Here is a 26,528-nt window from a genome sequence, read left to right as displayed (position 1 = left end):
CGATGAGCAAGTCAAAGTTGATGATTTTCTCATTACGGCAATGTTGCTTGGAGGACACCATGTCCCACACCCCCGTTAACAGGGCCACTCCCCCGACGCCCCACCAAGACCTTCACAGTGAGCAGGGCGCCCTGCGCGGAGAGCACCCCGGACGTTCCCGGAATCCCGTGCTCAAGGTGGCGGATCTGGCCTGGCTGGAGTTCGAGAAGCCGGACCTGGACCAGGCCGAGGTGTTCGCGCGTGACTTCGGGTTCGCGATCGCCGCCCGCACCGAGAAGGAGCTGTGGCTGCGCGGCACGTTCGCGGGCTCACCCTGCATGGTCATCCGGCTGGGGCGTGCGTCCCGGTTCGTCGGGCCGGCGTTCCGCGCGGCCGAGCGGGCCGACCTGGACCGGCTCGCCCGCGCTACCGGCAGTACCGTCCGGGACATCGGCGTACCTGGCGGTGGGCAGTCGGTCGCCCTGCTCGATCCCTCGGGCCTGGCGGTCCGGGTCGTGTACTGCGCCGAGCAGCTACCCGCGCTGCCCGAGCAGCAGCCGCTGATCCTCAACTTCGGCACCGAGCCCCGTCGTACGAACACCGCCCAGCGTCCGCCCCGTGAGCCGTCCCGTATCCAGCGGCTGGGCCATGTGGTGCTGGAGACTCGGGTGTTTGCCCGCACCCTGGACTGGTACCTGGACACCCTCGGGATGATCGTGTCCGACTTCCTGTTCCTGGACGGGCAGCGCGGGCGCGGGCCGACCATGGCGTTCATCCGGTGCGACCAGGGAGGCGTGGCCGTCGATCACCACACGCTGGCCCTGCACCTGGGACCCGGAACCGGCTATGTCCACTCCGCCTACCAGGTCACCGACCTCGACGCGATCGCCGTCGGCGGTGAGTACCTTGCCGAGCGTGGCTACCGGCGCAGCTGGGGGATCGGCCGGCACATCCAGGGCAGCCAGCTCTTCGACTACTGGCGCGACCCCGACCACTTCATGCTGGAGCACTTCGCCGACGGCGACCTGTTCTCCTGCGACCTCGAACCGGGCTGGGCGCCGATGTCGGGGAGCGGCCTGGCCCAGTGGGGCCCGCCGGTCACCCGCGACTTCCTGGGCACAAACCCGTCTCCCGCCAAGCTCCGCGAGGTCATGACGGCCCTGCGCGACGACAACGAACTCGACCCCGCACGCCTGCTGGGCCTGATGAAAGCGATGAGCTCATGAGCACCAACGTTATGCGCACCACCGACGGCTGGTGGGCCGTCCGGGACGAGCGCGCCGTCCGTATCGAGACCCAGGCAGTCACCACTGCCGATCTGCTCGCCGACCGGGACGCGGTCCGCGAGGCCGCCACCTCCGCCGAAAGCGGCACGCCCGTCGCCGACCTGGTGGCCCTGCCTCCGGTCACGACCCCCTGCCGGGTGGTCGCCCAAATGGTCAACTACCACAGCCACGCCAAGGATTCGGGCTTCACCGGCGACATCCCGCCCACCTTCTTCCGCAAGGCGTCCGGCTCCGTCAGCGGCCCGCACGAGGAGATCGTCCGCCCCTCACACGTGAAGTTCCTCGATTACGAGGTGGAACTCGCCCTCGTCATGGGCGCACCTCTGCCCGTGGGCACCGTCGTGGAAGAGAGTGACCTGCCGCGCTACGTCGCCGGTCTCGTCCTGACCAACGACGTCAGCGCCCGCGACGTCCAGTTGACCAAGACCCAGTTCTACGAGAGCAAGTCCTATCCAACTTTCACACCGACGGGTCCGTACCTGGCCCTGCTGGAACCCGAGGACTTCGCCCACCTGCTCAACCTGCGGCTGCGGTTGTCGGTCAACGGCGAGCCGCGCCAGGACCGCACACTCGCCGACATGATCGTACGACCCGCGCAGGCCCTCACCCTGCTCGCCCGCTTCCAGACCCTCGACCGGGGCGACCTGCTGCTGACCGGCACGCCCGGCGGCACGGCCCTGAAAGCCCCGCCCAAGCCTGTCGAGAAGATCGCAGCACTGCTGCCGCCCGCGCTGAAGTGGAAGGCGTTCTTCAACAGCCAGGCCAAAAACCCCCGTTACCTGCGTAATGGTGACCTCATCACCGCCACGATCGCCACCCCGGACGGGCGGATCGACCTCGGCGAGCAGCGGACCTCTGTAACGGGTACCCCATGAGCGCCGCATCCCGGACACCAGTGGTGATCATCGGTGCGGGACCCGTGGGGGTCACGGCCGCTCTCCTGCTCGCCCGACGCGGAGTACACAGCGTCGTCCTGGAGCGCCACCGGGACGTCTACCCCTTGCCGCGCGCCGTTGTCGTGGACGACGAGGTCCGCCGGATCCTGCAGAGTGTCGGCGTCCACGAGGAATTCGCCGCCCTCGCCCGCCCGGCACGCGGGCTCCGGCTGCTGGACGCCAGGCACCGCGTGATCGCCGAAATCGCGCGGTCCCCGCAGGGACATCACGGCTTTCCGCAGACCAGCATGTTCGACCAGCCCGAACTGGAACACCTGCTGCGCGACGCCCTGGCGAACCGCCCCGAGTGTGAGCTGCGGGGCGGGGTGGAGGTCGTTTCCGTCAGCCAGAACGCAGATGGAGCAAAGGGTTCGACTGGTCCGGTCCGGGTCACCTTCCGCCGCGACGGCAGCGACGAGGACGAGCACCTTTGGGCCGATGCCGTCCTCGGCTGCGATGGCTCGGGCAGCGTCACCCGCGACGCCATCGGCGCCACATGGGAGGACCTGCACTTCGAGGAGAGCTGGCGAGTCATCGACGTGCGCACCAGCCTCCGGGTGCGCAGCTGGGAAGGCGCCGAGCAGATCTGCTGCCCCACCCAGCCGGCCACTTTCATGCGCGTCGGCGAAGACCGCTACCGCTGGGAGTTCCGGCTGCCCGACGATCAGCCCCTGGACGGTCCGGACGGGCTGGAGCGCCTGCGCGAGCTGGTCGCCCCCTGGGTGGACCTGCCGTCCGATGCCTCCCCGGGCGACGACTTCGAGGTGATTCGGCAGGCGCAGTACACCTTCCGCGCCCGCCTCGCCGACCGGTGGCGCCGGGGACGCGTCTTCCTGCTGGGCGACGCCGCCCACCTCACCCCGCCCTTCATCGGGCAGGGGCTGTGCACGGGCCTGCGCGACGCCCACAACCTCACCTGGAAACTCGCCCGGGTCCTCCAACAAGGCGCAGACGAAGGACTGCTGGACACCTACGAGCACGAGCGCAAGCCGCACGCCCGCCACGTGATCCGCGTCGCGGTCGCCGTCGGCTGGGCCATGACCGGCGGCCAGGACCGCGCCGCAGCGCTCCGCCGGGCCGTCGTGGGCGCAGCGTGCCGCATCCCCGGCGTGACCGCGGCGGTGAGCCGCGACCTCAGCCCCGCCCTGGCCGCCGGTCCGCTGGTACGCCGCCGTCCCCGGCTGACCGGCCGCGTGCTGGCCGGCACCTTCTGCCCGCAGCCCTGGGTTCAGCGCGACGGCAGGCGAGTGCGCCTCGATGACGTCCTCGGGGACTCCTTCGCCGTCCTGACCGCCGTGCCACCCACCCCGCAGGTGACGGCTGTGGCCACGGCACTGGGCGCATCCACGATTCACATCGACGACCTGGGCGACGACGGCACCCTGGCCACCTGGCTGGCACGCGGCCGAGCCGACGCCGTCCTGCTGCGCCCCGACCGCGCCGTGATGGACACCGTCCCCATCGGCACCGGCGATTTCACGGACACCGCCGTCTGGGCCCCCCTGCTCCACACGGCCCGCCATATCGCCGATGCCCGGCCCGTCCCTCCGCCGAGGAGCCCCACACCATGACCACCCCGCACCCCACGCCGCACCCGGAACCTTTCTTCACCCCCGCCCCGAAGACGGCCGCCCGCAGCCGTATCGCGGACTTCGCCCGATGGGCGGCCCGCCACCAGGGCACCGAAGGGATCCAGGACCCCACCGATTACCAAGCCCTGTACGACTGGTCCGTCACCGACCTGGAAGGGTTCTGGGAGACGGTGTGGGAGTACTTCGACATCGACGCGGCGACCGGGTACGAGCGGGTGCTGGACGAGGAGACCATGCCCGGCGCCCGCTGGTTCCCCGGCGCTACGCTCAATTACGCTCACCACGCGCTGCGCAATTTGCAGCCGGACGCTCCCGCGATCACCGCGCTGGACGAGACCGGAGCCGGCTACGAGATCACGGGCCGTGAGCTGCGCGCCAGGGTCGCCTCCGTCGCCGCCACCCTGCGCGACCTGGGCGTCGGACAGGGCGACCGGGTGGTGGGTTACCTGCCCAACACCCCCCATGCCGTCATCGCCTTCCTCGCCACCGCCAGTCTCGGCGCGGTGTGGTCGGTGTGCGGCCAGGACTATGCGCCCAAGGCCGCCGCCGACCGCTTCGCTCAGCTCGAACCCACGGTGCTGATCACCGCGGACGGCTACCGCTTCAACGGCACCGCACACGACCGCCGGACCGCCTCGCTCGAACTGGCCCGCGCCTTGCCCACGCTGAAGGCCACGGTGCGCGTGGAGCACGTGGGCCTTGCCTGGCCCAAGGCCGGGCACCCGGGGCTGACGGTGCCCTGGGAGGACGCGGCCACCCGCACCGAGGACCTCTCTTTTGCCCAGGTGCCGTTCGATCACCCTCTTTGGGTGGTGTTCTCCTCCGGCACCACCGGACTGCCCAAGGGCATCGTCCATGGCCACGGCGGGGTCCTGCTCGAGCACTTCAAGATCCTCGGCCTGCACACCGATCTGGGCGTCGGGGACCGCCTGCTGTGGTACACCACGACCCACTGGATGATGTGGAACCTGGTCGTTTCCGCCCTGCTGACCGGTGCCACCACCTGCACCTACGACGGCAGCCCGGCACCGCAGGCGCGACCGGACATCCTGTGGGAGCTGGCGGACCGCCACAAGGTCACCGTCTTCGGCACCAGTCCCCAGTACCTGTTGGCCATGGCCAAGCTGGGCATCGAACCCTCCGTGCACGACGTGTCGGCCATCCGCGTCATCGGCTCCACCGGCTCCGCCCTGCCCGCATCCGCCTACCCCTGGGTCCGCGACCACGTGGGCGCAGGCATCCAGCTGGCGTCCACCAGCGGCGGTACGGACGTCGTCTCCGCCTTCGCCGGCAGCGCCCCCACGACCCCCGTCTGGGTAGGGGAGCTGTCTGCCCCCAATCTGGGCGTGGCGCTGGCCGCCTACGATGCCGCGGGCACCTCTGTCCTCGACCAGGTCGGCGAACTGGTCGTCACCCGGCCCATGCCGTCCATGCCGCTGTACTTCTGGAACGACCCCGACGGCAGCCGGTACCGCAACGCCTACTTCGGCGCCTACCCCGGTGTGTGGAGCCACGGCGACTGGATCACCCTCACCTCACACGGCTCGGTGATCGTCCACGGCCGCTCCGACGCCACCCTCAACCGTAACGGCGTGCGCATGGGCAGCGCCGACATCCACGACGCCGTCGAACGCCTCCCGGAGATCACCGAGGCCCTCGTCATCGGCGCGGAGGAACCCGACGGCGGCTACTGGATGCCGCTCTTCGTGGTCCTCGCCGACGGGGTCGGCCTGGACGACTCCCTGCGCGACCGGATCAGCGACGCGATCCGCGCCGGCGCCACACCCCGCCATGTCCCCGACGAGATCATCGCCGTACCGGCCCTCCCGCACACGAAGACCGGCAAGAAGCTCGAGGTTCCCGTCAAGCGCCTGCTCCAGGGCGTCCCCGCCGAGCAGGTCCTGAACCCCGCGGCGGTCGACGACCCCGACCTGATCGCCTACTTCGCCCGCCTGGGCGCGGAGCGGAACAAGCGGTCAACACGCCTCACATGACATCGGCCAGGGGGCCACGGGCCCACGTGACAGCACGGAGTCCTTGTGCCCCGCCCGGCTCCGCAAACCCCGTCCCCACCGCGTGGTGCCGGGGCGGTCAACCCGCCCCGGCACCACACCATTCGCATAACCAAGTAAGAGAGAAACCATGAACATGACCGACTACGAACCGCAGGCCCTCGACGTCCTTGACGATGCCGGGCGAAAGGTGCTGTTCACCGAGGCCCGCACCGCGAATACCTTTGCCGCAACGGATGTTGCCGACGACGAACTCGCCAAGATCTGGGAACTCGCCCGCTGGTCGCCGAGCGCCGCCAACGGTCAGCCTCTGCGCGTGCTCTTCGTGCGCACGCGCGAGGGCAAGGAGCGCCTGGGCCGGCATCTCGACGAGGGCAACAGGGCCAAGACGCTCAGTGCGCCGGCCGTGGCGATCCTGGCGTACGACGTCGACTTCCACGAGCAGATGCCGACGGTCTTCCCGGCTCGGGGCGACATGCTGCGAGCGGCCTTCGCCGACCAGGTCGAGAAGCGCGAGAGCATCGCGGCCTACAACTCGGCACTGCAGACCGGGGTCTTCCTGCTCGCGGTGCGCGCGGCGGGGCTCGCGGCGGGTCCCATGGCGGGCTTCGACAGGGCCGGCGTGGATGGGGAGTTCTTCACCGGTACCAGCTGGCGTTCGCATCTGGTGGTCAACATCGGTCACCCCGGTGCAGACCCGTGGTTCCCGCGGCTGCCCCGCGTGCCCGTCGAGGACGCCGTCGCCTGGGTCTGACGGCCCCTGCCGCCGCCTGGGCGCGCCGGAACGGAAGGCCGAGCAGCCCGAGAGTGGTCGGCGGTAAGACGTGCCATGCCGTGGGCGCCGGTGCTCTCCTGAGTGCCGGCGCCCACTTTTCTCCCCTGCCCGAAGTAGCTCTGATGGACTTCCTGGAAGCGACCGCCCTCATAGCGGCCCTCAACGAGTGGCTACAGCCAGGGTCATTAAAGGGTGCCGCGTGCCATGCGGCGACTGACTGGGCCGCGATCACCCTGATCACCGGGCGCATCACCCGCCGACAGTCCCGCCGCGCAAGCCAGCCGGCCTCCCGTGAGCACACACGAGACTGATGACCGCGGTCACCACCGCGACCGCCAACCCGCGCCTTTCGCCGTGGCGGAACGCTTGACCGTGGGGATGCCGCACTCCACCATCAGTCCATGATCGCACTGGCTGGTCCGCCGCCCTTCATATTCGGATTCATGCTGGTCGTCAGTCTGGTGTTCCTCTTCCTCGGCGCCTTCCATCTCTCCCCGTGGGGCTCAGCCTGGGCCCGCAGCCAGGCCGAGAAGCAGCGTGCGCGCCGACTCGCGCCGGCCCCTGGTTGGTCGACATGGACACACCGTCGCGAAGCGCAGCTCACCCGGTTCCTCGGGCTCGTTTGGGTAATCGCCGGCTCGGTCATCGCCCTTGTCTGCATCCTCGTGCTCGCTCTCGGTTGAGTGAGGCCTTTCAGAGGCCAGCGGCACGGCGACGGCGATCCAGTTGAGGTCGGGTAGCCGGGACCCGGCTACCCGACCTCACCAGCCTGGCTTACCGATCCGGTTCGGGGACAGGTACTCATCGCGGCCTCCACGAGCGGGCCCCAAAGACGACACGCGCGCCTCGACTGCTGCAGAGATACCGCCAGGCTGTGGGCCCTCGCGCGGCGAGGCCGTCTCGTACCTGGGACCCCGGTACACATCCCTAGCGCGATGGAACTCAACACTCCGAAGCCGCTACAGCGACCGGCAGGGCAGTGACCCCTTGCACGAACAGACTCTTGCCCGGCAACCGAGGTTGCCTGCATCTCTCTAATGCCCCAGCCGTCAGCAGTGGCTTCCTCTGCCTCTGCTCCTGCCGACCGGCCCGACACCCTGGCGACGGCACAAGATGTAGCTACTGCGAGCGCTGTCGTGCCTTCCGTCGCCGGTCCCGCTGCAGCCATCCCCCTATGGCTCGAGGCACCAGGAGCGAACCCATGAAGTCAATGAGAACCGTGATACCCGGTCTACCCGTACAGCTTGTCGTCTCGCACGAAATTTCCCTGTCCATGTACATGAGGCTGCGGTACGAGCCTAGTGATCCTTATGCCGTTCGTGCCGCGTTCACCCTGGACGATAGCGATGAAGCGGTGGAATGGATCATCGGACGCGATCTACTGATCGAGGGTCTGAAGGGCCCCGTCGGCGAGGGTGATGTTCGGCTCTGGCCAGCCGGCGAGCGCGACCGCGGGTCCGTGTACATCGTCCTCAAGCCACCAGATGGTGTGGCGCTGCTCGAAGCTCCGGAGCAGGACCTCAAGAAGTTCCTGCAGGAAACGGAGGCGCACGTGCCTACAGGGTCCGAGTCCGAGCACATCGACTCGGACGCGCTGCTGAGGCACCTCCTCGCCAAGGGCTGAGGTTTCCCTGCTCGGGCGCCGGGATTTAGCCGCGATTGCAGCAAATGTGCCGCTGCAGGCCGAGACCGCCCTGACTGACTGCAGGCCCATGGGCAACGGTTAGCGTGCCCCTCCTGAGGCTGGCACACTGAATGTGTGTCCCCGCTGATGACCGCTGCTGATCAGCATGCGTTCTCATCGATTTCTGGCGCCGCCGTCGTGTCGGTCTGCGCACTGGTCTTCACCGTCGCCTCATTCTGGTGGCTCAATTCCAGGCAAGGGCGCTTGAAGTCGTGGGAGCCTCATTCTTTTGCGGCGACTTTCACCTCCTCTCTGGTTCGCCTGCGGCTACCGCTCGTCCTTCACAACACCGGTGCCAAGCCGATAGTTGTACAGGATCTCAGGCTCACCTTCCCTGATGAGCCCGCCTCTCATCTACCACTCCTGTGGATGTCTTCACCGTCTCGGCTTCAACCCGGGCCGGACGAGGAAGCGAAGTTGCCAGCCGGATTCGTTGTGGCCGGCAGAGCAGCTCAACAACTCTTCATTGAGTTTGAGGCACCGTTTCCTGGGCTCGTTCCGGAGGCCCGTGACTACAAGGTCCAAGTTCAAGTGAGGGTTGGCCACAGAAAGGGGTGGCGCCCGCTTGTGACGTTCACCTTGAGGACCACCAACATCATTGATCCCGTCCGGTACGCCGTCTACAACAACGCACCTCTTGAACTGACGAAGGAGGATCAGCAAAAGGCAGACGTCGCGCTCCTGGAGCTCTTGGACAAGCAGGAGAAGGACGCTTCCGGCCAGGGTGAGGCCAAGCAGCGAGACTCCTCGAGCGACGACGGCAACGCCGGTACCGATCTGTAGGCGGAACATGCTCATGAGCTCGGCGAGGACAGACGTGTCGCACTGCACGTACGACACGTCCTGACGGCTTTGCGCCCGTGTACGTTGGCCAGGTTCTCCTCGTCCTCCCAGCTCACAGCCTGCTGGCAGGGGCGGTCATCGAGCAGCTCACTACGGCACCAGGGGAATGCGGCGGTTCTCGTTCCGAGTTTCCACATGTCGTACGTAACCGTTTCAGTGGTACCATACGACGTATGGAAAAGGTGAGGAAGGCCCCCCGGGGGACCAGGAAGAGGGACGTCCCGCTTACCAAGGACGGCATCTACGCCATGGCGCTGCAACTCATCGACGCGGATGGGGTCGACGCGCTCACCATGCGTAAACTCGCGACCGCGCTGGATGCGAACCCTATGTCGCTGTACCACCACGTGCCGAATAAGGAAGCGCTGCTGCACGGCGTGGCCGCGCGCGTCGGATCACAGTTCCGCGAGGGGCAGCGGGAGGACATTCCCTGGCAGGACCGCATGCGCCAACTGGCCCTGGACTTCCGTGCCTTGGCACACCGCCACCCCAGGTTGATGGAGTACTCCTTCGCACGCGCCGACTACGTCCAGCCGGAAGACCCCTTTTGGCGGGGACTCACCGAGACACTGGCCGCCGCGGGACTGCCGGCCTCGGCAATCCCGCGCGTCGCTGCCTCCCTGTGCGCGGTCTTCACGGGGCTGCTGCTCAGCGAACTGACCGGAGCACTCCAGCGCTGGGCCACCCTGCCGCCGGCACCAGCCAGCACCGACGGGGAAGACGCGCCCGCACCCGCGACGGACGTGGTCGACGCGACGTTCAGCTATGCGCTGGACGCCACCATCGCTGGCTTGGAAAGCCATCTCGCCCGCAGGGAGCCGTGACGGAGCAAGCGGCTGCCGTGGGCTCCGCTGACGCACCATCCCTGGTCAGTCACCTGCCCCCATGCGCGACCGCGCCGCGGCCGGAGGGCAGATCGCCGCTTGCCCGGTCGCCCTTGGCCTTCTTGCGGCCGCCGCCGAGCGGCTTGCTCCTCACGCCGCGGGCAGCACCTTCCTGCCCGCGTATCCGAGGAGCGCCGGGATGAGGGTGAGCGCGATGAGGACCGCAATGACGACTGCGCCGGCGGCCCAGCCCGCCGCCGCCTCGCGCTCACGGCCCTCGGCGCGGTAGCGGGAGACGGGTAGTCGATGCCGACGGCGAGATCAGGGCGAGGATGAAGCCCAGCGCGAGCGTGTTCGCCAGCGCGGTGATCGTGGAGATGCCGACGCCGACGCCGATCAGTGCGGTGAGCAACAGTCCCGCCGCTATCCGCAAACCGAGGGTGATCACCAGCACGACGGGTGTCATCAGCCGACGACGTGAGCGGCCGAGTCGGATACCGCGAGAGGGGTGCGGGGCCCCCGGGATGTCAGGCGCCGAGGGCGGGGAGGACCACAGCGTCGATGTACGAGGTGAGGAATGCCTGCGTGGGCGGCTGGTTGTCGATCAGCCCCCGGACGACAAGGGCGCCGACCAGCATTTGCGGTACGTACTCCAGCGTGGGGTTGTCCGCGCGGATCTCGCCCCGCTCCACGGCCCGCCGCAGCATCCGGTCGAGGCCGGTCGTCTCCGGCTCGAACAACAGCTCACGCAGGGCGCGCAGAAGGTCGGCGTTCTCGCGCACCGCCATGGCCAGGCCCCGCATCAGCGAGGTGTCCTGCTCCATCCGGCAGTCGTCCGCATGCATGACCATTTCGTGGAAGTCGCCCCGCAGGCTCCCGGTGTCGATCTCGCCTATGCTCACCGGCTTCTGGTGCCTGAGCGCCTTAACGACCAACTCCGGCTTGCTTCCCCACTGGCGGTAGAGGGTGGCCTTGCTGGCCCTGGCGCGGACGGCCACGGCGTCCATGGTCAGGGCGTCGTAGCCGACCTCCCGGAGCAGATCGAGCACGGCCGCGTAGAGCTCGGCCTCGCGCGCGGGCGTGATCCGGCTGCAGCGCACCGTTGCGGCATCAGCCATGCTCACCCACTCCGTTCCGAACGAAACCGTCTTGTACAGCAGCACTATCGAAACGAAATCGTCTCGTACGTGGGCTATGTCGCATCCGCCCGCCGAATCACCGTCCAGAAGTCCGTCGGAACGGCCGCGCCGCAGAACGCGCCGGCGCGGCAACGGTCTGGCCGGTGACCGGCCTCCAGCCGCATTCGGGGCTTCGGCGAGTCCGAGCCATTCCACCGGCCCATCGGCGACCACACATCCGTCGACATTCCACTGCACTACAAGGCCGGCGACATGATGGCTTGAGCCGCGTTCTGACACGGACTCAAAGGTCGCCGGAATCGTCATCCTGCCGCCAGATGCCAGGCCCGACCGTCGGCGGCGACCGACTCGTTCAGGGCATCGCCGTCCAAGCCGGGGGAACGTGTGCGTCAGGTGATGCAACAACGGGCCACTTGATCACTGACCGGGGCACGAAGGTCGATCTTCGACCGTGTGGGTCACTTCGAGCGGCTCGGTACCTGTCACCGCAAGGGTGAGGCAGCGGTGGGCGTCAGTACGGATTCGGCGACCCCAACGATCTGGCTGATGTCGAAGCCCTCCATGTCCGCGCGGAATTCTGGGCTGGACAGGTACGCCCCCAGTCGCTCCTGCACGTCGTCGGCGTCCCTGTAGGAAACGAGGGCGTACAGCTGGGGCGCCTCACTCTCGAGAGCCGTGGGCACCGTCCAGATGCCGTGTGTGGTGATCCGGTGCTTGGCCATACCGGGAATGTGCTTGGACCAGATGGCCTCGTAGGCGACGAGCGCCTCAGGGCTGCACAGTGTGTAGACACGAAGCTGGTACTGGGACATGAACACTCGTTCCTTTTCTATTGAGCATGGTTGTCAGTGGTGGGGGCGTGACGCAGTGGAGGCTGTGTCCGGATCCTCCGTCCGGCGACAGCGGACGAAGGGGCGCGCAACGGATCGATTCGGCAGGCTAGTTGGGAGGCTTCTCTCAGCTTTCTGCACGCAGGTTCGCCAGTTCGATGTCCCAGTCGATGTGTCCGGACTCGGCGCCCCGTGGCACCAAAGCCTCGGTGTTCTCCAGGAAGGTTTTGACGTCCTGCACGGGAACTTCGAGCAAGGCGGTGCCCGCGGAAGACCCGAGGGTGATGTACATCCCTTGGCCACCATGGCCAGTGGCCGACCAGATCCGGATGTCCCCATCGCCTGCGGAACCGCTCAGGCCATCAGCCAGAAGATCACGCCCCAGGACCCATTCACCCGGATCGTCACTGTGGGTAAAAAAGGTGGCACGGACGACATAGGGATCACTGGGCTCGTACCGCAAGCGCATGCACAGCGGTAGCGAGTAGTCGCGCGTGACGACAAGCTGCGCGGCCACCTCCTGCACCACGGTCCTCAAAGATTTCATCGGCTTCCACTCCACGGCGCCTCTGCCTTGGCTGCGCCCCGCCGTCGGGCGGCGGGCCCGGGTGCCGGACGGTGTCGGCGGACCCCAAGATTCGTGACGTCGGCGTCGCTGGGCGAGCGAGCCCGCTACGCAGGGTTGGTGTCCGCCGGCTGTGTGAGAGGCAGGCCCTCACACAGCCAGGCGCCTGGGCGACGGTCAAAACCGCTGGCCCTCCGGACCAGCGATCACGCCCCTGCCTCCGGCAGGCATCACGGCGATGCGAACGGTTTGGGCCTGTGGGCGCAAGGTGGTGTGTGTCTCAGTGGTCGTTGTGGTTGCGGTTGTGGTGGTTCCAGTCGCGGGCGTCGTGTTCATAGCGGTTCCAGTGGTGCCGGTACGACCTGTCGAACTTCCAGCCGCATTCAGTGTCATCCCAGCGGTAGCAGTGACCATCGCGGCTGTATCGGGTCGAGTCGTTGACGCGGTCGTCGTGATGCCGGCCGCGGACTCCGTCCCAGCAGTAGCCCTGCTCGATCAGGTAGCTGACACCGTGGTCCCAGCGGTAGTCGGTGGCCTTGACGCTGACGGCCGGACGCTGAACGTGTGCGAAGTCAGGAGTCGCGGCCGAAGCGGTGCCCCCGGCACCGAGAACGGCAACACCTGCCACCACTACGGAGGTAGCAGTGAGAGAGAGGCGCTTCTTGAGCTTCATGGTCATTCCTTCCGGATTGGTGCAATCTGCACCATCAGTTGCTTGCGCAGGCGATGTGATGCGCCCGGCGTCCTCGAAGAGTGCCTTTCCATACGCCGTACGGAACTGCCCTTCATTAGTACCATACGGTGTATGGAAGTGTCGAGGGCGCTGAGTGGCCCGCACTTTCGGCCTCCTCTGGCGGCGTCTGCCGGGCCTGGGTAGGCAAGTGGGGCAATAGCTCAATGACAGTCGGCAGGCGATTGATCGCGTCACCTTGCCACTGAATCCGCTCTGTGGCCTGCTCGGCCTCCCAGTCGGGCGCGCCTACGTCTCAGTGAACCTGCCTCGTTCGGGACGAAAAGTCATTGGCTTCCCGTTCCATCTGGCGAGGAGACTTCCGACGTGACGCTTCACGAGAATGAGATCCCAGTCGACGAGACGCTAGTCCGAGCACTACTGAAGGCACAGCGCCCAGAGTGGGCTGGCCTAACGTTGTCGCCCGCAGGCGCGGGCACGGACAACACCATGTATCGGCTGGGCCATGACCTGCTCGTGCGACTTCCACGAACCGCCGACAACGGGCAGTCCGTGCGGAAGGAACAGGAATGGCTTCCTCGCCTGGCCTGCCACCTTGCCTGCCCGATTCCCGAGCCCGTCCATGCCGGGACGCCCACCGATGCCTTCCCAATGGTCTGGTCGGTCTACCGCTGGATTGACGGTGACGAAGCCAGCCCGGACACCGTCCGGGACTGGGCCGCCTTCGGAGCGGACCTGGCGGCGATCGTGAGGGGCCTCCATCGCATCGACCTCATGGGAGCGACCCGCACGGACGGCCTCAACTGGTACCGCGGAGGCAGCCTGGAGCCGTGCGACCAGTGGATCACTAGGTGTCTCAACGACTGCCGCACCACGGTGGGTTCTGAGCTCGACGTTGACACTCTGGAACAATTGTGGCGAGCCGCGCTCGCACTGCCCGAGCTCTCCGGGCCTCATGTGTGGCTCCACGGCGACCTCAAGCCGACCAACCTCTTGGTCCGGGAAGGCAAGCTCCACGCAGTTATCGACTTCGGTGGACTCTCGGTCGGCTTTCCCGACGCCGAGCACTCCACAGTCTGGGATTTGCCGCCACAAGCCCGACAGGCCTACTGGGACACCTTGAACCTCGATGAGTTGACCTGGACCCGCGCCCGCGCCTGGGCGGTCGCAGTGGGCGTCAGTGGGATCTCCTACTACTGGGACACCTTCCCCGCCTTCGTCGCCGAATGCCGAGCACGTCTTCAGGCAATCCTCGCCGACGCCGCTGCGCGTTGAGTGGCCTCCCCGGCCCAGGAGGAAGGGCAATACGGCGCAGGTTCAATGACACGCGGCAGAACACCGCACCGGGCGCCTCGGAGCCGGCCGACCAGGGCTCCGTCGACCCACCTCAGCCGGAGCCCGGCCGGTCCCTCCGAGTGTTCGATCGGCATCTGCGGCCATTGACGATCATCCTGTGGAGCACCGCCCGGACCACCGGGCCGCCTGCGGTTCGGGTGGTGACGGACACCCGAGCGATATACGTTCGGAGCGGGTCGCGCTGCGCCGTGGCGCGCGTCGCGACGGCCGGTCTTCGGCCCTGCAACCCATCGCCGGGGAGGTTCTCCCATGAAGGTTCAAGGCTCTGTCGCTTTCGTCACCGGAGCGAACCGCGGACTCGGTGAGCAATTCGTGCGGGCGCTCTTCGATGCCGGAGCGGCCAAGGTCTACGCGGGAGCCCGCGACCCCGGAAAGGTCACCGTGCCCGGGGCGATCCCGGTCGCAGTCGACATCACCGACCACGAATCCGTGCGCGCGGCAGCCGCCCAGGCCCAGGACGTGACGCTCCTCATCAACAACGCCGGTTCGACGACCCGGGCGGACGTGCTCGAGTCCGACCTGGACTCGTTCCGGAAAGAATTCGAGACGCACGTCGTCGGCACCCTCGCCATGAGCAGGGCCTTCGCCCCCGTTCTCGGAGGCAACGGCGGCGGCGCGCTGGTCAATGTCCTGTCCGTGCTGTCCTGGATATCGATCCCGGCCAGCGCCGGATATGCCGCGGCCAAGGCCGCCGAATGGTCGGTGACCAACGCCTTGCGGGTGGCTCTTGCGGAGCAGGGCACGCAGGTCACCGCCCTGCACGTCAGCTACATGGCGACGGACATGGTCGCGCATCTGACCGGTCCGAAGGCCGATCCCGTCATGGTGGCCCGCGCGACCCTCGACGGTGTCGAGGCCGGACTGTACGAGGTGCTCGCCGACGACGTCAGCAAGCAGGTCCAGACAGTGCTTCCCAGGGGCCCGGAGGCACTGTATCCACAACTCGTCGGCCGCCCGGCGCTGATCTGATCTCCTTGCCGTCCCCGGAGACGCTCCTCCCTGGTGGTCAGTGGGAGATGAGCTGCTGGCCGCCGTCGACGTCGTACGTTCCGCCGGTGAGCGCGTCGTTGCACATGATGTGTACGGCCAGAGCGGCCACGTCAGCCGGGACGACGACCCGTCGGATGGGAAGCGTGGCGCGCAGCTCCTCGCGCCGGGCATCGAGCTGATCACCCAGGAGCGAGGCCGACAGGGGCGTGTCGACGAATCCGGCAGCGATGAGATTGACCCGGATCGGCGCCAGTTCGAGCGCCAGGTTCGCGGTGAGGGCGGGCAGAGCCGCGGTGACAGCGGACATGACGGCCATGCCGATACCGGGGCGCCGACCGCCGGTGCTGCCGATGAACAGCAGTGTGCCTCCGGCCCGGACCTTGTCACGGCTGTAGAGGGCGACCGCGAGTGTCATGGCGAGGCGCTCCTCGAAGGCGCGGCGGGCGGCAGCGAGGTCCATGTTTTCCAAGGGCATGTAGAAGGGGCCGCCGGCTGTGACCATCACGTGGTCGACCGGGCCGGGCAGATCCTGGAAGAACTGCTTGAGACGGTCGGTGTCGGTGGCGTCGAACGCTGCAGTGCCAAGAGGGTGGAGCTCGAGCGCAGCCTGCTGCAGGTGTTCGGGGTTGCGGCCGACCAGGACGACCTGGCCGCCGCGTGCGCGTACCTGGCGGGCGGTTTCCAGTCCGATACCCGCGCTGGCGCCGATCACCACGACGGTCTGGTCGGCGAGGTCGGGCCGACGCCGGGTGCCGGGATCGCTGGGTGCGGCAGTCATGACGAACCACCGCTGCCGAGAACGGTCATGCCACAGCCATGGGGTCTGCTCCCCGTCATCCGTACCTCCGGGTATCAGTCTCTGGTTCTGTAGTCGCGCTCCAGGCCGCAGATCGCCGGCCTGCCAACCCGACTGCCTGCACTCCATGCCCCTTCGCACCCTGGGTCACTGACGTGGTGTCAGCGGCCAGGGGCCCGCTTCTTCACTTCCTGAAGCACCCAGCCGTTGCCGTCCGGGTCGCTGAAGGTGGCGTAGGAGCCGTAGTCGGCACGATCGGGGTGCGGGCCACCCACGCGTCCCTCGTCCCCGGCGCCGTAGGAGACCTCTCCGGCCTCGTGACCGTGGTGGAAGAGCCCTCCGGCATCGTGGAACACGTCGCCCACTTCGACGCCCCGACCGATGAGCTCCGCGCGGGCCTCCTCGATGTCGAAGACGATGAGGTACAGGCCCTGGGCGGAGCCGGGCGCGGCGGAAGTGACCCCCTTGCCCAGGATGATCGAGCACTCGGAGCCGGGCGGCGTGAACTGCACCACCCGGTAGTCCTCGCCGGCGACGTGGTCGATGTCCATCCGGAAGCCCGCCGCCTCGTAGAAACTCCTGGCCCGATCGACGTCGGAGACGGGCAGCACGATGACTTCGAGTTTCAGATCCATGCGGATGTCTTTCTCTCTTGACGTCGGTGAATCCCGCACCCTGTGCGTCGCCGGTTCGACGTGCGGCGATCCTCACATGAGGCAGCGTCGGTGGCCGTCCCGACCCGCCGACCTGACCACCACGTCGACGTACCACGCCCACCGACGTGGGTACCGGTCACCGCTGTGCCCAGGCCGGTGACGGACTGCACGCCCCTGTTCATCGCGGGAGCCGTCTGCGCACGCGATCTTCATGCGGGTTCGGCTCGTCTCGCCCGCGAATCAACTACTGGCCGTGGCGCCTGCTGTCCTTATGTGTTCTCACGGAAGATCCCTTTGCACACCGGTCCCTTCCGTGAGAACACGGATGAGTAGGCAACGAGCGAATGGATTCGCTCCGGCGAGTCCGACCTGGAGGCACTTCCATGGTTGACCTGCCTGATCCTCCCCCTCCCCGTCTCGAGTCGGCTGCCCAGGAACTGGCCGACGCGACCAGCCCCCACCCGCGCATCTACGAGGTCCCGCCCGAGCAGGGACGTGACATCCTTGCCGGCCTGCAGACCGGAGAAGGCGTCGAGAAGCCCGACATCGACGAAGAGTGGGTGACCATCGACGCCGGCCGGTACGGGCAGGTGCGTACGCGCATCATCAAGCCGACCGGGGCGACCGAACCTCTGCCTGTCATGCTGTACATCCACGGCGCAGGCTGGGTGCTCGGAGACGAGAACACGCACGACCGCTTGGTCCGTGAGTTGGCGACAGGCGCGGATATGGCCTGCGTGTTCCCGGTCTACGACCGGGCACCGGAAGCGAAGTATCCGACCCAGATCGAGCAGAACTACGCGGTCGGCTCCTGGATCGTCCAGCACGGCGCCGAGCACGGCCTGGACGCCTCGCGGCTGACGGTCAGCGGCGACTCGGTCGGCGGAGACATGGCTGCCGTGTTCGCCCTGATGGCCAAGGACCGCGGAGAGATCGACGTCAAGGGCCAGGTGCTTCTGTACCCCGTCACGGACGCCGACTTCAACACGGCTTCCTATCTGCAGTTCGCCGACGGCTTCTACCTCACGCGCGACGGCATGATGTGGTTCTGGGACCAGTACGCGGACCCCAGCCAGCGAAAGGAGCCCTATGCCGCACCCCTGCGGGCAAGCCTGGATCAGTTGAAGGGCCTGCCGCCCACCCTGGTCATCACCGATGAGGCGGACCCCTTGCGCGATGAGGGTGAGGCCTATGCCTCGAAGCTGCGAGAAGCCGGCGTGGACGTCACCGCAGTGCGCGTCGAGGGCATGCTGCACGACTTCCTCATGCTCGACAGCCTCCGCGACTGCAACGCCACCAACGTCGCGCGCCACCTCGCCATCGACGCCCTGCGCACGAGCGTCGCCGCCTGACGTCGGCAGATGTGCGTGAAGAGGGCTCGGAAAAGAGCCGGGCCCTCATCTACCTGTACGTCACCGACCGGTCGATGCTCCGGATACGGATCCGGTGATCAGTCGGCCTGGGTCACGCATGTCCTCTCACGCCACGTCGGATCCAGTTCCACCACTCGGAGGCAGCACACGATCCACCAGGTGTCGCAGCCGCTCGTCCAGGAGCTTGCGCGCGTCAGGCGTGCACGACGCGAGCGCGACCATGCCTGTCACGATGACATCGCACAGCTCCTTGTTGACGTCGTCCCACGTATGGGACGCCCCCTTGCGAGGGTTGGCGCCCATCACGCCGTGCAACGCCTCGGCGACCTCACCGAACTCCTCGCCGATCTTGAGTACGCGCAGCAGCCGCACATCGCTGTCCGACACCTGAACGGCGTTCTCGTCCAGCCAGGTCCGCAGCCGCTCCACGCGATTCCATGCTTCGTCCTGCATCGGGTTCCCCTCGGATCGTCCGTACATGTTCACCCTGCAACCGTCTGGGGTGTCAGCTCGTGCCGAGGGATGCGCCTTCCTCGGTGTCGAGCTGGTGGTCCGCCCAGATGTAGCTTTCGGGAAGCAGGTCGGTGATGGAGATGGTTCTGAGGCTGGTGCTTGTGCCGACGATGACCTTGAGGGCGGGGAAGTAGTCGACAAGGACCTGGCGGCAGCGGCCGCACGGGGGCACGACGCCTCGGTCGCGGTCGCCCACGGCGACGATGGTGTCCAGGTCGTAGACGCCCTGGGTGGCAGCCGTGCCGATGAGGACCAGCTCCGCGCACGGGCCTCCGGTGAAGTGGTAGGCGTTCACTGCGGTGACGATCCGGCCGTCTCCGGCGCGGGCCGCAGCCGCCATCGTGTGGTTGTCGCCGCGGCAGCGTGTGCCGGCGACGTGAGCCGCAGCCCGGATCAGTTCGTGGTCGACGCAGTCTGTCCGTGTGGTCATCTTCTCTGCCTTCAGGTGGTGTCGGGCGACGTCGGCCCGGGTGTCGATGGTACGGAGGCGGGCATCGGCACGCTGATGTCCTCCGACGTGAAATCGACGGGCACCGCCGCGTGCCGCTTCACCGCCGGTCCCCCGTACCCGTCGGCATATCGGTGAGGCGCCCCTGCGCGCTACGCCCACCGAGGCTCCGGATATGAGGTGACCGGACCAGGGCGTTCGGCTAGGGTCCGGCCTCATGTCCGAAGCCCCCGTCTTTCACGACGCGATCATCGAGTCCATACTCGGCAACTCACGCCGCTCCACGCTCCCGTACCAACAGGCCCATCGTGGGGAAGACTTCGGTACGGCGTTCTGGTTCAACGATCTCGTCGACAAGCAGGGCGACACACAGACGGTCCGGCAGTACCTGGTGACCGCCGGGGCGATGACGCAGTACGACATCGCCGAGGTGCGGCTGCGACCCGAGCTGTCCGAGTCGGCCATGAGCGCCAACGCCATCGCGATGATCAAGTTCGATCAGGAGTGGACGCCTCTCGGTGACTCCGGTGTCGCGGTGATGCCCACCGGCGGGCTGCACGCGCTCGCCCGCCGCAAGCGGTGGGAGTGGGCGACCGACGAGATCACCGACGGGCTGGCGGCGAGGGCGGAGGACGTCGCCGCCGTCGGGGCGGAGCCGGTGCCCGCGTATGTCCTGGGGCACGACGTCGGGCCGGACCGGACGGACCGGCCGCAGGCCGTCGTCGTCGGGAACGTCGTGCGGGGCGCGGACGACGGGCGGCTGTGGTGGAACGACACGGTTCCCGTGGGGTGCGTCGGGGCGCCTGCCTTCGTCGGGGTTCCGCTCGGCGAGCAGCGGTTCAAGCTGGTCTGCCTCGGTGTCGTCCTGCCCGCGGTCGGCTCACGGCATCCGCTCGCGACATTCGACGGGATCCGCTCCGCCGTGAGGGAGTTGCCCGACCCGTCGTCGTCCACGGCATCCGGCACTCCGGCAACTGCCCCCAGAAGGTGGTGGAGGCGGGCGAGATGACGGCTCGCATGCTCCTCGAGCGGGCGCACCCGGCCCCGGCCCTCGCCACGTGCGCCGGGGTCGATCCGGCTTTACGCACGGTTGAGGGCCGGACCGGCACGTCGGTCGGCGGCGTCAGGCCTTCACGACGTTCAGGCCGCTCTCACCCACGACCGTCACCTTGTAGGGCCGGTCCGTGTCCGCCGTGACACGGACCGTGTTGCCCTCGCGGACCACCTCGTACGTCGCGGCAGGCGCGCCCGTGAGGTCGGGGACCGTCACCGTGCGGGTGAAGTCGCCGATCCCCTCGGGGGCGTGGACCCGCAACTCCAGGTTGTCCGGCCAGTCGCCGTCGGGCCGGGAGGTGTCCGCGCCCAGGGCCAGGACCGCGCCCGGGCGGACCAGCAGCGGGAGGCTGTCGAAGCCGTGGACCTCGTGGCGCCAGGCCGGGCCGGTGACCGTCTCACCGGAGAACAGGTGGGTCCAGGTGCCTTCCGGGACGTAGTAGTCGACCTGGCCGCCCTCGCTGAAGACCGGGGCCACCAGGAGGTCCGGGCCCAGCAGATACTGGCGGTCCACGGTACGGGTGGCCGGGTCGTCGGGGAATTCCAGGAGCATGGGGCGCATCGTCGGAACACCGGTGCGATGGGCCTCGACGGCTGCCCCGTACAGGTACGGCATGAGGCGGTGCTTCAGTTCGGTGAACTGCTTGGCTACGTCGACCGCCTCGTCGCCGAACTCCCACGGCACCCGGTAGGACGAGGATCCGTGCAGTCGGCTGTGCGAGGAGAGCAGGCCGAAGGCGAGCCAGCGCTTGAAGACGGCCGGGTCGGGGGTGCCTTCGAAGCCGCCGATGTCGTGGCTCCAGAAGCCGAAGCCGGACAGGGAAAGTGACAGTCCGCCGCGCAGGGACTCGGCCATCGCGCCGAAGGAGGACCAGCAGTCGCCGCCCCAGTGGACGGGGAACTGCTGGCCGCCGGCGGTGGCCGAGCGGGCGAAGAGGACCGCGTCACCCTGGCCGCGTTCCTTCTCCAGGAGTTCGAAGACGGCCTTGTTGTAGAGGTGCGTGTAGTAGTTGTGCATCCGCTCCGGGTCGGCGTTGTCGTGCCAGACGACGTCGGTCGGGATGCGCTCGCCGAAGTCGGTCTTGAACCCGTCGACACCCTGATCGAGGAGGACCTTCAGCTTGTTCTGGAACCAGGCGGTCGCCTCGGGGTTGGTGAAGTCCACCAGCGCCATGCCGGCCTGCCAGCGGTCCCACTGCCAGATGTCGCCCCCGGGCGTGTGCACGAAGTAGCCCTTCGCTGCGCCCTCCGCGTACAGGGGGCTCTTCTGCGCGATGTAGGGGTTGATCCACACGCAGATCTTCAGGCCCTTCTCCTTGAGCCGGGCGAGCATGCCGACCGGGTCGGGGAAGGTCTTCGGGTCCCATTCGAAGTCGCACCACTGGTACTCGCGCATCCAGAAGCAGTCGAAGTGGAACACCGACAGCGGGATGCCGCGCTCGGCCATGCCGTCCACGAAGGAGGTGACGGTCGCCTCGTCGTAGGAGGTGGTGAACGAGGTGGTCAGCCAGAGGCCGAACGACCAGGCCGGGGGCAGGGCCGGACGTCCGGTGAGTGCGGTGTAGCGGGTGAGGACCTCCTTGGGGCTGGGACCTGCGACGACGAAGTACTCCAGCGTCTGGTCCTCGACGCTGAACTGCACCTGGCCGACGGCCTCGGAGCCGACCTCGAAGGAGACCTTGCCGGGGTGGTTGACGAAGACGCCGTAGCCGCGCGAGGAGAGATAGAACGGAATGTTCTTGTACGCCTGCTCGCTGCTGGTCCCTCCGTCCGCCTGCCACATGTCGACGACCTGGCCGTTCTTGACGTACGGGGTGAAGCGCTCGCCCAGGCCGTGGATCGTTTCGCCGACTCCGAGGGCGAGCTGGGCGAACATGTGGTGGCCGCCGTCCTGGACGGTGGCGAAGGCGGTGCCCTTGTGTCCGGCGGAGGTCAGCAGGTGGCCGTCCGCATCCAGGAACTCCAGGCCGAAGGCGCCCTCCGTGGGCAGCCGCAGGGTGAGGGGGCCGCTGGTCAGTTCGGCGGCCCGGCCCACGGTACGGGTGGTGGCGGCAGCCGTCTCGGTCGCGCCCGGCAGGGCGAAGTCGGGCCCGGGGTGCCGCTTGCCCGCGAGGTGGGTGACGCGCACCCCGATGACGCCTTCGGCGGCCGCGTACGCCTCCACCGTGATCAGGGGCGCGTTGAGGGTGTCACCCCGCCGTTCGACGCGCTTGACGGCAGCGTAGGCGGTGAGGCGGTCGGCGCCGAGCTGGAGGGCGCGGATTTCGGTGGCGTACGAGGCGTGCACACCGTCTCGCATCTGCCAGAAGCCGTCGGTGAACTTCATGGGGTCTTCCTTAGCCGGTCAGGAGTGCGTGTTCAGAAGTGACGGGGTGGTGGCGCGGGCAACCGGGTCACGGGAGCTCTCGCGGGCGCCGTAGCGGCCAGGGACGTCGACGATCGCGGCCTTCGTGGACTGGGCGGAGCTGTCCACTCCGAGGGCGGCCGATACCGGTGCGGTGGCCGCTTTCGTGGCTGGTCGCGGCGGCATGACGTACCTCGTTCCTATGAAGCCCGATTTTGATCGTACACAAAACAAAAATTTTGTCGAAGCGCTTCGACAGCCCGCAGACACCCTCCGAACCCGCCCCGATCCAGCACAGACTCCTCATGGAGGGCGGTCAGGTTGTCTGTATGTGACGTGTGTGTCACATGGATGCTCTAGAAACAGACGTCAAGATGCCGTATTAGTACTGCCAGCCAACAAATCGATCGGACGGCGGCGCAGCCGTCCGAGCCCTTGTCGACAAGAGGCAGAAGATGTCGAAGCGCTTCACTCCCACCTACGCGGACAAGTTCACCTTGGCCTTCCGCGCCGACCCGGCCGTCCAGGTGGCACTGGCCGCCTCCCGCCTCGACGAGCTCGCGCAGCCCACTGCCGACCAGCTCTCCAGGGAACACCTGCTCGTCGTCCGCTGAGCCCGCAGGGGTGTGCGGCGACGTACTGCCGCCGGACACCCCGTCCCGCCCGCTACGGACCTGCCGACCCGTACCGAGGCGCATGCATCTCCTGGCCGGGACAGCGAGGTCCCGCCGGGCCGGCACCCCTCTCATGCAAGGGCACGCACGTGACAGCATCTTCACCGGACGGCCTGCGCCGTCGTCGCAACAGGCGGGTCATCGTCCCGCTCACCGTCGTCTCCGCGATCGTCGCCGGCACGGCTCTCTCGGGTTGTGGCCAGCAGCGGGACGACAATGTGTACACCGTCCTGAACTCCTCGACCGACGACTCGTACCACAGCTGGGATGCCGCCACCCTGTCGCGGTGCAGCAAGGCGCTCGGCATCACCATCGAGCAGCAGAGCGTTCCGGCCGCTCAGGTCATGACGAAGTCGCTGCGCATGGCCTCCTCCAAGTCGCTCCCGGACATCATCCAGTTCGACGGCTCCGAGATGCCGACGTTCGCCGAGACCGGCGGACTGAAGGACCTCAAGAAGCTGGGCGTCTCCACCGACGACATACCCCGGGGCATCTTCGACTACGGCTCGTACAAGGGCACCTACTACGGCGCGGCGCGCACGGTGAACACTCTCGCGCTGTTCTACAACAAGGACATCCTGAACAAGGCCGGCCTGGAAGTGCCCACCACCTGGGCCGAGATGCAGGAGAGCGCCAAGAAGCTCACCCAGGGCAGCCGGTACGGCATCGCTCTCAGCGCGGGCGGCGCGGAGGACGGCGTCTACCAGTTCACGCCGTTCATGTGGTCCAACGGCGGAAGCGAGACCGATCTCGGCAGCAAGCAGGTCGTCGAGGCGCTGGACTACTGGAAGGCGCTGCTCAAGGACGGCTCGCTGTCCAAGTCCACGGTCAACTGGACCCAGGCGGACGTCAACGACCAGTTCATGGCCGGCAACGCCGCCATGATGATCAACGGTCCCTGGCAGGTCGAGACCCTCAACACCAAGAAGGGGCTCAACTGGGGCATCGCGCAGATCCCCGTCCCCGAGGCCGGCGACGACTCGGTCGGTCCGCTGGGCGGCGGCATGCTGACCATCCCCGACATCGGTGACACCGCCCGGGAGAAGACCTCCGCCCGCATCATCAACTGCATGACCAGCGAGCAGGAAGAGATCACCTACGCGCTGAACAGCTGGATGATCCCGGCCAACCAGAAGGCCGCCGACACCTGGCGCAAGAAGGTTCCCGAGCTGAGCTCGCTGGCCGATCAGGTGGCCACCGCCCGGTCGCGCACCGCCAAGCTCGGCGCGGGCTGGTCCTCGGTGTCGCTCGCTCTGCAGAGCGCCTTCCAGGCCGCTCTCACCGGCCAGTCCAGCGAGAACGTCCTCAAGCACGCACAGCAGCGTGTCGAGAGCGGGAACTGAGGCAACTGAACATGTCGACCACCACTGCTCCCGCGCCCGTCGCGCCGATCGCCACGAGCACCAGGACTCCTGACCCGCTGAGGGCCAAGCGCCGCAGGAAACTCGCCCAGTGGGGCTTCCTCGCCCCCGCGGTCGTGTTCATGCTGCTGTTCTTCGGCTACCCGCTCGTCCGCAACGTCGTGATGAGCTTCCAGGACTACTCGCCGTCCACCTTCTTCACCGGTAAGGCCCCGTTCAACGGGTTCGACAACTGGAAGAACGTCTTCCAGAACGACCTGTTCGGCAAGGCTCTCCTGCAGACCATCCTCTTCACCATCGGTTCGCTGATCGGCCAGTTCTGCATCGGCCTGGCGCTGGCGGTGTTCTTCACCAAACGGTTCCCGCTCAACGGCGTGCTGCGCTCGCTGATCCTGCTGCCGTGGCTGGTCCCGATGGTCGTCTCCGGCATCGTCTGGCGGCGCATCCTCGACCAGGACACCGGTGTCCTCAACTCCTTCCTCGGCATCTTCGGCCTCGGTGACACCCCGTGGCTGACCAGCACGAGCATGGCCCTGGTCTCCGTCGTCCTGGTCAACATCTGGATCGGCATCCCGTTCAACATGGTGATCCTCTACGGCGGGCTCCAAGAGGTCCCCAAGGAGCTGTACGAGGCCGCCGCGCTCGACGGCGCCTCCGCGTGGCGGACCTTCCGGTCGATCACCCTGCCGCTGCTCAAGCCCGTCATCACCGTGGTCCTGGTGCTCGGCTTCATGTCGACCGTCAAGATCCTCGACCTGATCCTGGCCCTCACCGACGGCGGACCCGCCGACTCCACGCAGACCCTGGGCACCCTGACGTACCAGAACTCCTTCGTCTCCCTGGACTTCGGAGCCGGTGCCGTGGTCGGCAACATCCTGATCCTGATATCCGCCGTCTTCGCGGTGTTCTACCTGCGGGCCAACCGCAACGAGGGGAAGTGACCGGAATGGCGACCATCACCCACACCCCCGCTGTCCCGTCGCAGGCCGACCGGAACAGGCCGAAGCGCCGCTGGGGCTCCATGATCGCGGGCCTCGTCATCCTCTGCGTGATGCTCTTCCCGCTCTACTGGATGATCAACACCGCGCTGCAACCCGAGTCCGGGCTGCTGGAAGTGGACGCGATCCCGCACAGTCTGGACCTGTCCGGCTTCAGCTCGGCCATCGGCGAGCAGGGCACGAACCTGCTGACCTCGCTGGCCGTCGCACTCGGCGCCGTCGTCATCTGTCTGGCCATCTCCGCGCCCGCCGCCTACGCGCTCGCCCAGTTCAAGCTGCCGGGCACCAAGATGATCGTCTTCGGCACGCTCATCACCCAGATGGTCCCGGGCATCGTCATCGCCAACGCCCTCTACAGCGCGTACGTGGACCTCGGGCTGGTCAACTCGTACTTCGGCCTCATGCTGGCGGACTCCTCGCTGGGCATCCCGTTCGCGATCGTGCTGATGCGCTCGTTCATGGTGGCCATCCCGCGCGAGGTCATCGAAGCCGCCGAGGTCGACGGTGCGGGGCGCTTCCGTACCTTCGTCCAGGTCGTGCTGCCGATGAGCCGCAACTCGCTGATCACCGCCGGTCTGTTCTCGTTCCTGTACGCGTGGAGCGACTTCATGTTCGCCCTCACGCTGAACACCACCGACGACGTTAAGCCGATCACTCTGGGCATCTACCAGTACATAGGCGCGCACGTCGGTGACTGGGGTTCGGTCATGGCCGCGGCCGTGCTGTCCGCGATCCCCGCGGCGATCCTGCTCGTCCTCGCCCAGAAGTACATCGCTGCCGGTATCTCCGGTGGCTCCGTCAAGTAAGGTCC

Annotated in this window: 27 protein-coding genes and 1 pseudogene; 17 read left to right on the top strand and 11 right to left on the bottom strand. The window is 67.5% G+C overall.

Annotation, left to right across the window (positions count from 1 at the left end; translation table 11 throughout):
- The first annotated feature begins 59 nt into the window (after nucleotides 1–59).
- The 9 genes from OHB49_RS36245 to OHB49_RS36205 all read left to right on the top strand — a co-directional run bounded on the left by OHB49_RS36245 (nucleotide 60) and on the right by OHB49_RS36205 (nucleotide 9,930).
- Nucleotides 60–1,205, top strand: a complete 1,146-nt coding sequence (locus OHB49_RS36245) for a VOC family protein (protein ID WP_329165118.1) — start codon at nucleotides 60–62, stop codon at nucleotides 1,203–1,205.
- Nucleotides 1,202–2,140, top strand: coding sequence for a fumarylacetoacetate hydrolase family protein (locus OHB49_RS36240; protein WP_329165117.1), 939 nt, complete (start codon nucleotides 1,202–1,204; stop codon nucleotides 2,138–2,140). Before OHB49_RS36245 ends, OHB49_RS36240 begins: the two co-directional genes overlap by 4 nt.
- Nucleotides 2,137–3,771: a bifunctional 3-(3-hydroxy-phenyl)propionate/3-hydroxycinnamic acid hydroxylase MhpA gene (gene mhpA, locus OHB49_RS36235; RefSeq protein WP_329165115.1), complete on the top strand. Its 1,635-nt coding sequence runs from the start codon at nucleotides 2,137–2,139 to the stop codon at nucleotides 3,769–3,771. The genes OHB49_RS36240 and mhpA overlap by 4 nt, the downstream gene beginning before the upstream one ends.
- On the top strand, nucleotides 3,768–5,786 hold the full coding sequence (locus OHB49_RS36230; protein WP_329165114.1) for an acetoacetate--CoA ligase: 2,019 nt from the start codon (nucleotides 3,768–3,770) through the stop codon (nucleotides 5,784–5,786). The genes mhpA and OHB49_RS36230 overlap by 4 nt, the downstream gene beginning before the upstream one ends.
- 148 nt (nucleotides 5,787–5,934) lie before the next feature.
- Nucleotides 5,935–6,558: a malonic semialdehyde reductase gene (locus OHB49_RS36225; protein WP_329165112.1), complete on the top strand. Its 624-nt coding sequence runs from the start codon at nucleotides 5,935–5,937 to the stop codon at nucleotides 6,556–6,558.
- A 422-nt stretch (nucleotides 6,559–6,980) separates the two neighbouring features.
- Nucleotides 6,981–7,262, top strand: coding sequence for a hypothetical protein (locus tag OHB49_RS36220; protein ID WP_329165110.1), 282 nt, complete (start codon nucleotides 6,981–6,983; stop codon nucleotides 7,260–7,262).
- A gap of 518 nt (nucleotides 7,263–7,780) precedes the next feature.
- The gene (locus tag OHB49_RS36215) at nucleotides 7,781–8,203 is read left to right on the top strand and encodes an SsgA family sporulation/cell division regulator (protein ID WP_329165109.1); all 423 of its coding nucleotides are present in this window, start codon (nucleotides 7,781–7,783) and stop codon (nucleotides 8,201–8,203) included.
- Nucleotides 8,204–8,338: 135 nt separating this feature from the next.
- Nucleotides 8,339–9,046 carry a hypothetical protein gene (locus OHB49_RS36210; RefSeq protein WP_329165108.1) on the top strand — a complete coding sequence of 236 codons (708 nt, stop codon included), beginning with the start codon at nucleotides 8,339–8,341 and terminating at the stop codon, nucleotides 9,044–9,046.
- A gap of 308 nt (nucleotides 9,047–9,354) precedes the next feature.
- Nucleotides 9,355–9,930 (top strand): TetR/AcrR family transcriptional regulator, encoded by a 576-nt coding sequence (locus OHB49_RS36205; RefSeq protein WP_329165107.1) that lies wholly within the window; start codon nucleotides 9,355–9,357, stop codon nucleotides 9,928–9,930.
- A 162-nt stretch (nucleotides 9,931–10,092) separates the two neighbouring features.
- Here OHB49_RS36205 and OHB49_RS36200 read toward each other — a convergent pair.
- The 5 genes and pseudogenes from OHB49_RS36200 to OHB49_RS36180 form a co-directional block, all read right to left on the bottom strand.
- Nucleotides 10,093–10,387: pseudogene (locus OHB49_RS36200) on the bottom strand (MMPL family transporter); the annotation flags it as partial.
- Nucleotides 10,388–10,457: 70 nt separating this feature from the next.
- Nucleotides 10,458–11,048, bottom strand: coding sequence for a TetR/AcrR family transcriptional regulator (locus OHB49_RS36195; RefSeq protein WP_329165106.1), 591 nt, complete (start codon nucleotides 11,046–11,048; stop codon nucleotides 10,458–10,460).
- A gap of 503 nt (nucleotides 11,049–11,551) precedes the next feature.
- Nucleotides 11,552–11,881, bottom strand: coding sequence for an NIPSNAP family protein (locus OHB49_RS36190; protein WP_329165105.1), 330 nt, complete (start codon nucleotides 11,879–11,881; stop codon nucleotides 11,552–11,554).
- Nucleotides 11,882–12,026: 145 nt separating this feature from the next.
- A complete protein-coding gene (locus tag OHB49_RS36185; RefSeq protein ID WP_329165102.1) occupies nucleotides 12,027–12,461 on the bottom strand; it encodes an SsgA family sporulation/cell division regulator in 435 nt (144 codons plus the stop codon).
- A gap of 283 nt (nucleotides 12,462–12,744) precedes the next feature.
- The gene (locus OHB49_RS36180; RefSeq protein WP_329165101.1) at nucleotides 12,745–13,137 is read right to left on the bottom strand and encodes a hypothetical protein; all 393 of its coding nucleotides are present in this window, start codon (nucleotides 13,135–13,137) and stop codon (nucleotides 12,745–12,747) included.
- A gap of 384 nt (nucleotides 13,138–13,521) precedes the next feature.
- On the opposite strand from OHB49_RS36180, the gene OHB49_RS36175 reads away from it, so the two are divergent.
- Both OHB49_RS36175 and OHB49_RS36170 read left to right on the top strand, forming a co-directional pair.
- On the top strand, nucleotides 13,522–14,430 hold the full coding sequence (locus OHB49_RS36175; RefSeq protein ID WP_329165099.1) for an aminoglycoside phosphotransferase family protein: 909 nt from the start codon (nucleotides 13,522–13,524) through the stop codon (nucleotides 14,428–14,430).
- A gap of 330 nt (nucleotides 14,431–14,760) precedes the next feature.
- The gene (locus OHB49_RS36170; protein WP_329165098.1) at nucleotides 14,761–15,480 is read left to right on the top strand and encodes an SDR family oxidoreductase; all 720 of its coding nucleotides are present in this window, start codon (nucleotides 14,761–14,763) and stop codon (nucleotides 15,478–15,480) included.
- A 37-nt stretch (nucleotides 15,481–15,517) separates the two neighbouring features.
- On the opposite strand, the gene OHB49_RS36165 is transcribed toward OHB49_RS36170, so the two are convergent.
- Both OHB49_RS36165 and OHB49_RS36160 read right to left on the bottom strand, forming a co-directional pair.
- Complete coding sequence (locus OHB49_RS36165; protein ID WP_329165097.1) at nucleotides 15,518–16,279, bottom strand: SDR family oxidoreductase; 762 nt, start codon at nucleotides 16,277–16,279, stop codon at nucleotides 15,518–15,520.
- Between the two features lie 179 nt (nucleotides 16,280–16,458).
- Nucleotides 16,459–16,932 carry a VOC family protein gene (locus OHB49_RS36160; RefSeq protein WP_030979684.1) on the bottom strand — a complete coding sequence of 158 codons (474 nt, stop codon included), beginning with the start codon at nucleotides 16,930–16,932 and terminating at the stop codon, nucleotides 16,459–16,461.
- A 404-nt stretch (nucleotides 16,933–17,336) separates the two neighbouring features.
- On the opposite strand from OHB49_RS36160, the gene OHB49_RS36155 reads away from it, so the two are divergent.
- Complete coding sequence (locus OHB49_RS36155) at nucleotides 17,337–18,305, top strand: alpha/beta hydrolase (protein ID WP_030979685.1); 969 nt, start codon at nucleotides 17,337–17,339, stop codon at nucleotides 18,303–18,305.
- A gap of 126 nt (nucleotides 18,306–18,431) precedes the next feature.
- Here the strand turns inward: OHB49_RS36155 and OHB49_RS36150 are convergent, their stop codons facing one another.
- Both OHB49_RS36150 and OHB49_RS36145 read right to left on the bottom strand, forming a co-directional pair.
- On the bottom strand, nucleotides 18,432–18,779 hold the full coding sequence (locus OHB49_RS36150; protein ID WP_030979686.1) for a MazG-like family protein: 348 nt from the start codon (nucleotides 18,777–18,779) through the stop codon (nucleotides 18,432–18,434).
- Between the two features lie 52 nt (nucleotides 18,780–18,831).
- Nucleotides 18,832–19,269: a cytidine deaminase gene (locus OHB49_RS36145; protein ID WP_329165094.1), complete on the bottom strand. Its 438-nt coding sequence runs from the start codon at nucleotides 19,267–19,269 to the stop codon at nucleotides 18,832–18,834.
- A 235-nt stretch (nucleotides 19,270–19,504) separates the two neighbouring features.
- Here OHB49_RS36145 and OHB49_RS36140 point away from each other — a divergent pair, with 235 nt between their 5' ends.
- A complete protein-coding gene (locus OHB49_RS36140) occupies nucleotides 19,505–20,296 on the top strand; it encodes a hypothetical protein (RefSeq protein WP_329165093.1) in 792 nt (263 codons plus the stop codon).
- 114 nt (nucleotides 20,297–20,410) lie between these two features.
- On the opposite strand, the gene yicI is transcribed toward OHB49_RS36140, so the two are convergent.
- On the bottom strand, nucleotides 20,411–22,666 hold the full coding sequence (gene yicI, locus OHB49_RS36135) for an alpha-xylosidase (RefSeq protein WP_329165092.1): 2,256 nt from the start codon (nucleotides 22,664–22,666) through the stop codon (nucleotides 20,411–20,413).
- A gap of 18 nt (nucleotides 22,667–22,684) precedes the next feature.
- A complete protein-coding gene (locus OHB49_RS36130; RefSeq protein ID WP_329165090.1) occupies nucleotides 22,685–22,870 on the bottom strand; it encodes a hypothetical protein in 186 nt (61 codons plus the stop codon).
- A 269-nt stretch (nucleotides 22,871–23,139) separates the two neighbouring features.
- Here OHB49_RS36130 and OHB49_RS36125 point away from each other — a divergent pair, with 269 nt between their 5' ends.
- From OHB49_RS36125 to OHB49_RS36110, 4 genes are all read left to right on the top strand, one after another.
- The gene (locus OHB49_RS36125; RefSeq protein ID WP_329166837.1) at nucleotides 23,140–23,298 is read left to right on the top strand and encodes a hypothetical protein; all 159 of its coding nucleotides are present in this window, start codon (nucleotides 23,140–23,142) and stop codon (nucleotides 23,296–23,298) included.
- 149 nt (nucleotides 23,299–23,447) lie between these two features.
- Nucleotides 23,448–24,701, top strand: a complete 1,254-nt coding sequence (locus tag OHB49_RS36120; RefSeq protein ID WP_329165088.1) for a sugar ABC transporter substrate-binding protein — start codon at nucleotides 23,448–23,450, stop codon at nucleotides 24,699–24,701.
- Between the two features lie 11 nt (nucleotides 24,702–24,712).
- A complete protein-coding gene (locus tag OHB49_RS36115; protein ID WP_030979694.1) occupies nucleotides 24,713–25,660 on the top strand; it encodes a carbohydrate ABC transporter permease in 948 nt (315 codons plus the stop codon).
- A gap of 5 nt (nucleotides 25,661–25,665) precedes the next feature.
- On the top strand, nucleotides 25,666–26,523 hold the full coding sequence (locus OHB49_RS36110) for a carbohydrate ABC transporter permease (RefSeq protein WP_052190136.1): 858 nt from the start codon (nucleotides 25,666–25,668) through the stop codon (nucleotides 26,521–26,523).
- Nucleotides 26,524–26,528: the final 5 nt, after the last annotated feature.

The sequence above is a fragment of the Streptomyces sp. NBC_01717 genome, assembly GCF_036248255.1.
In the GTDB taxonomy this organism is placed as follows: Bacteria; Actinomycetota; Actinomycetes; order Streptomycetales; family Streptomycetaceae; genus Streptomyces.
This window is presented reverse-complemented; position numbering and strand designations above follow the sequence as displayed.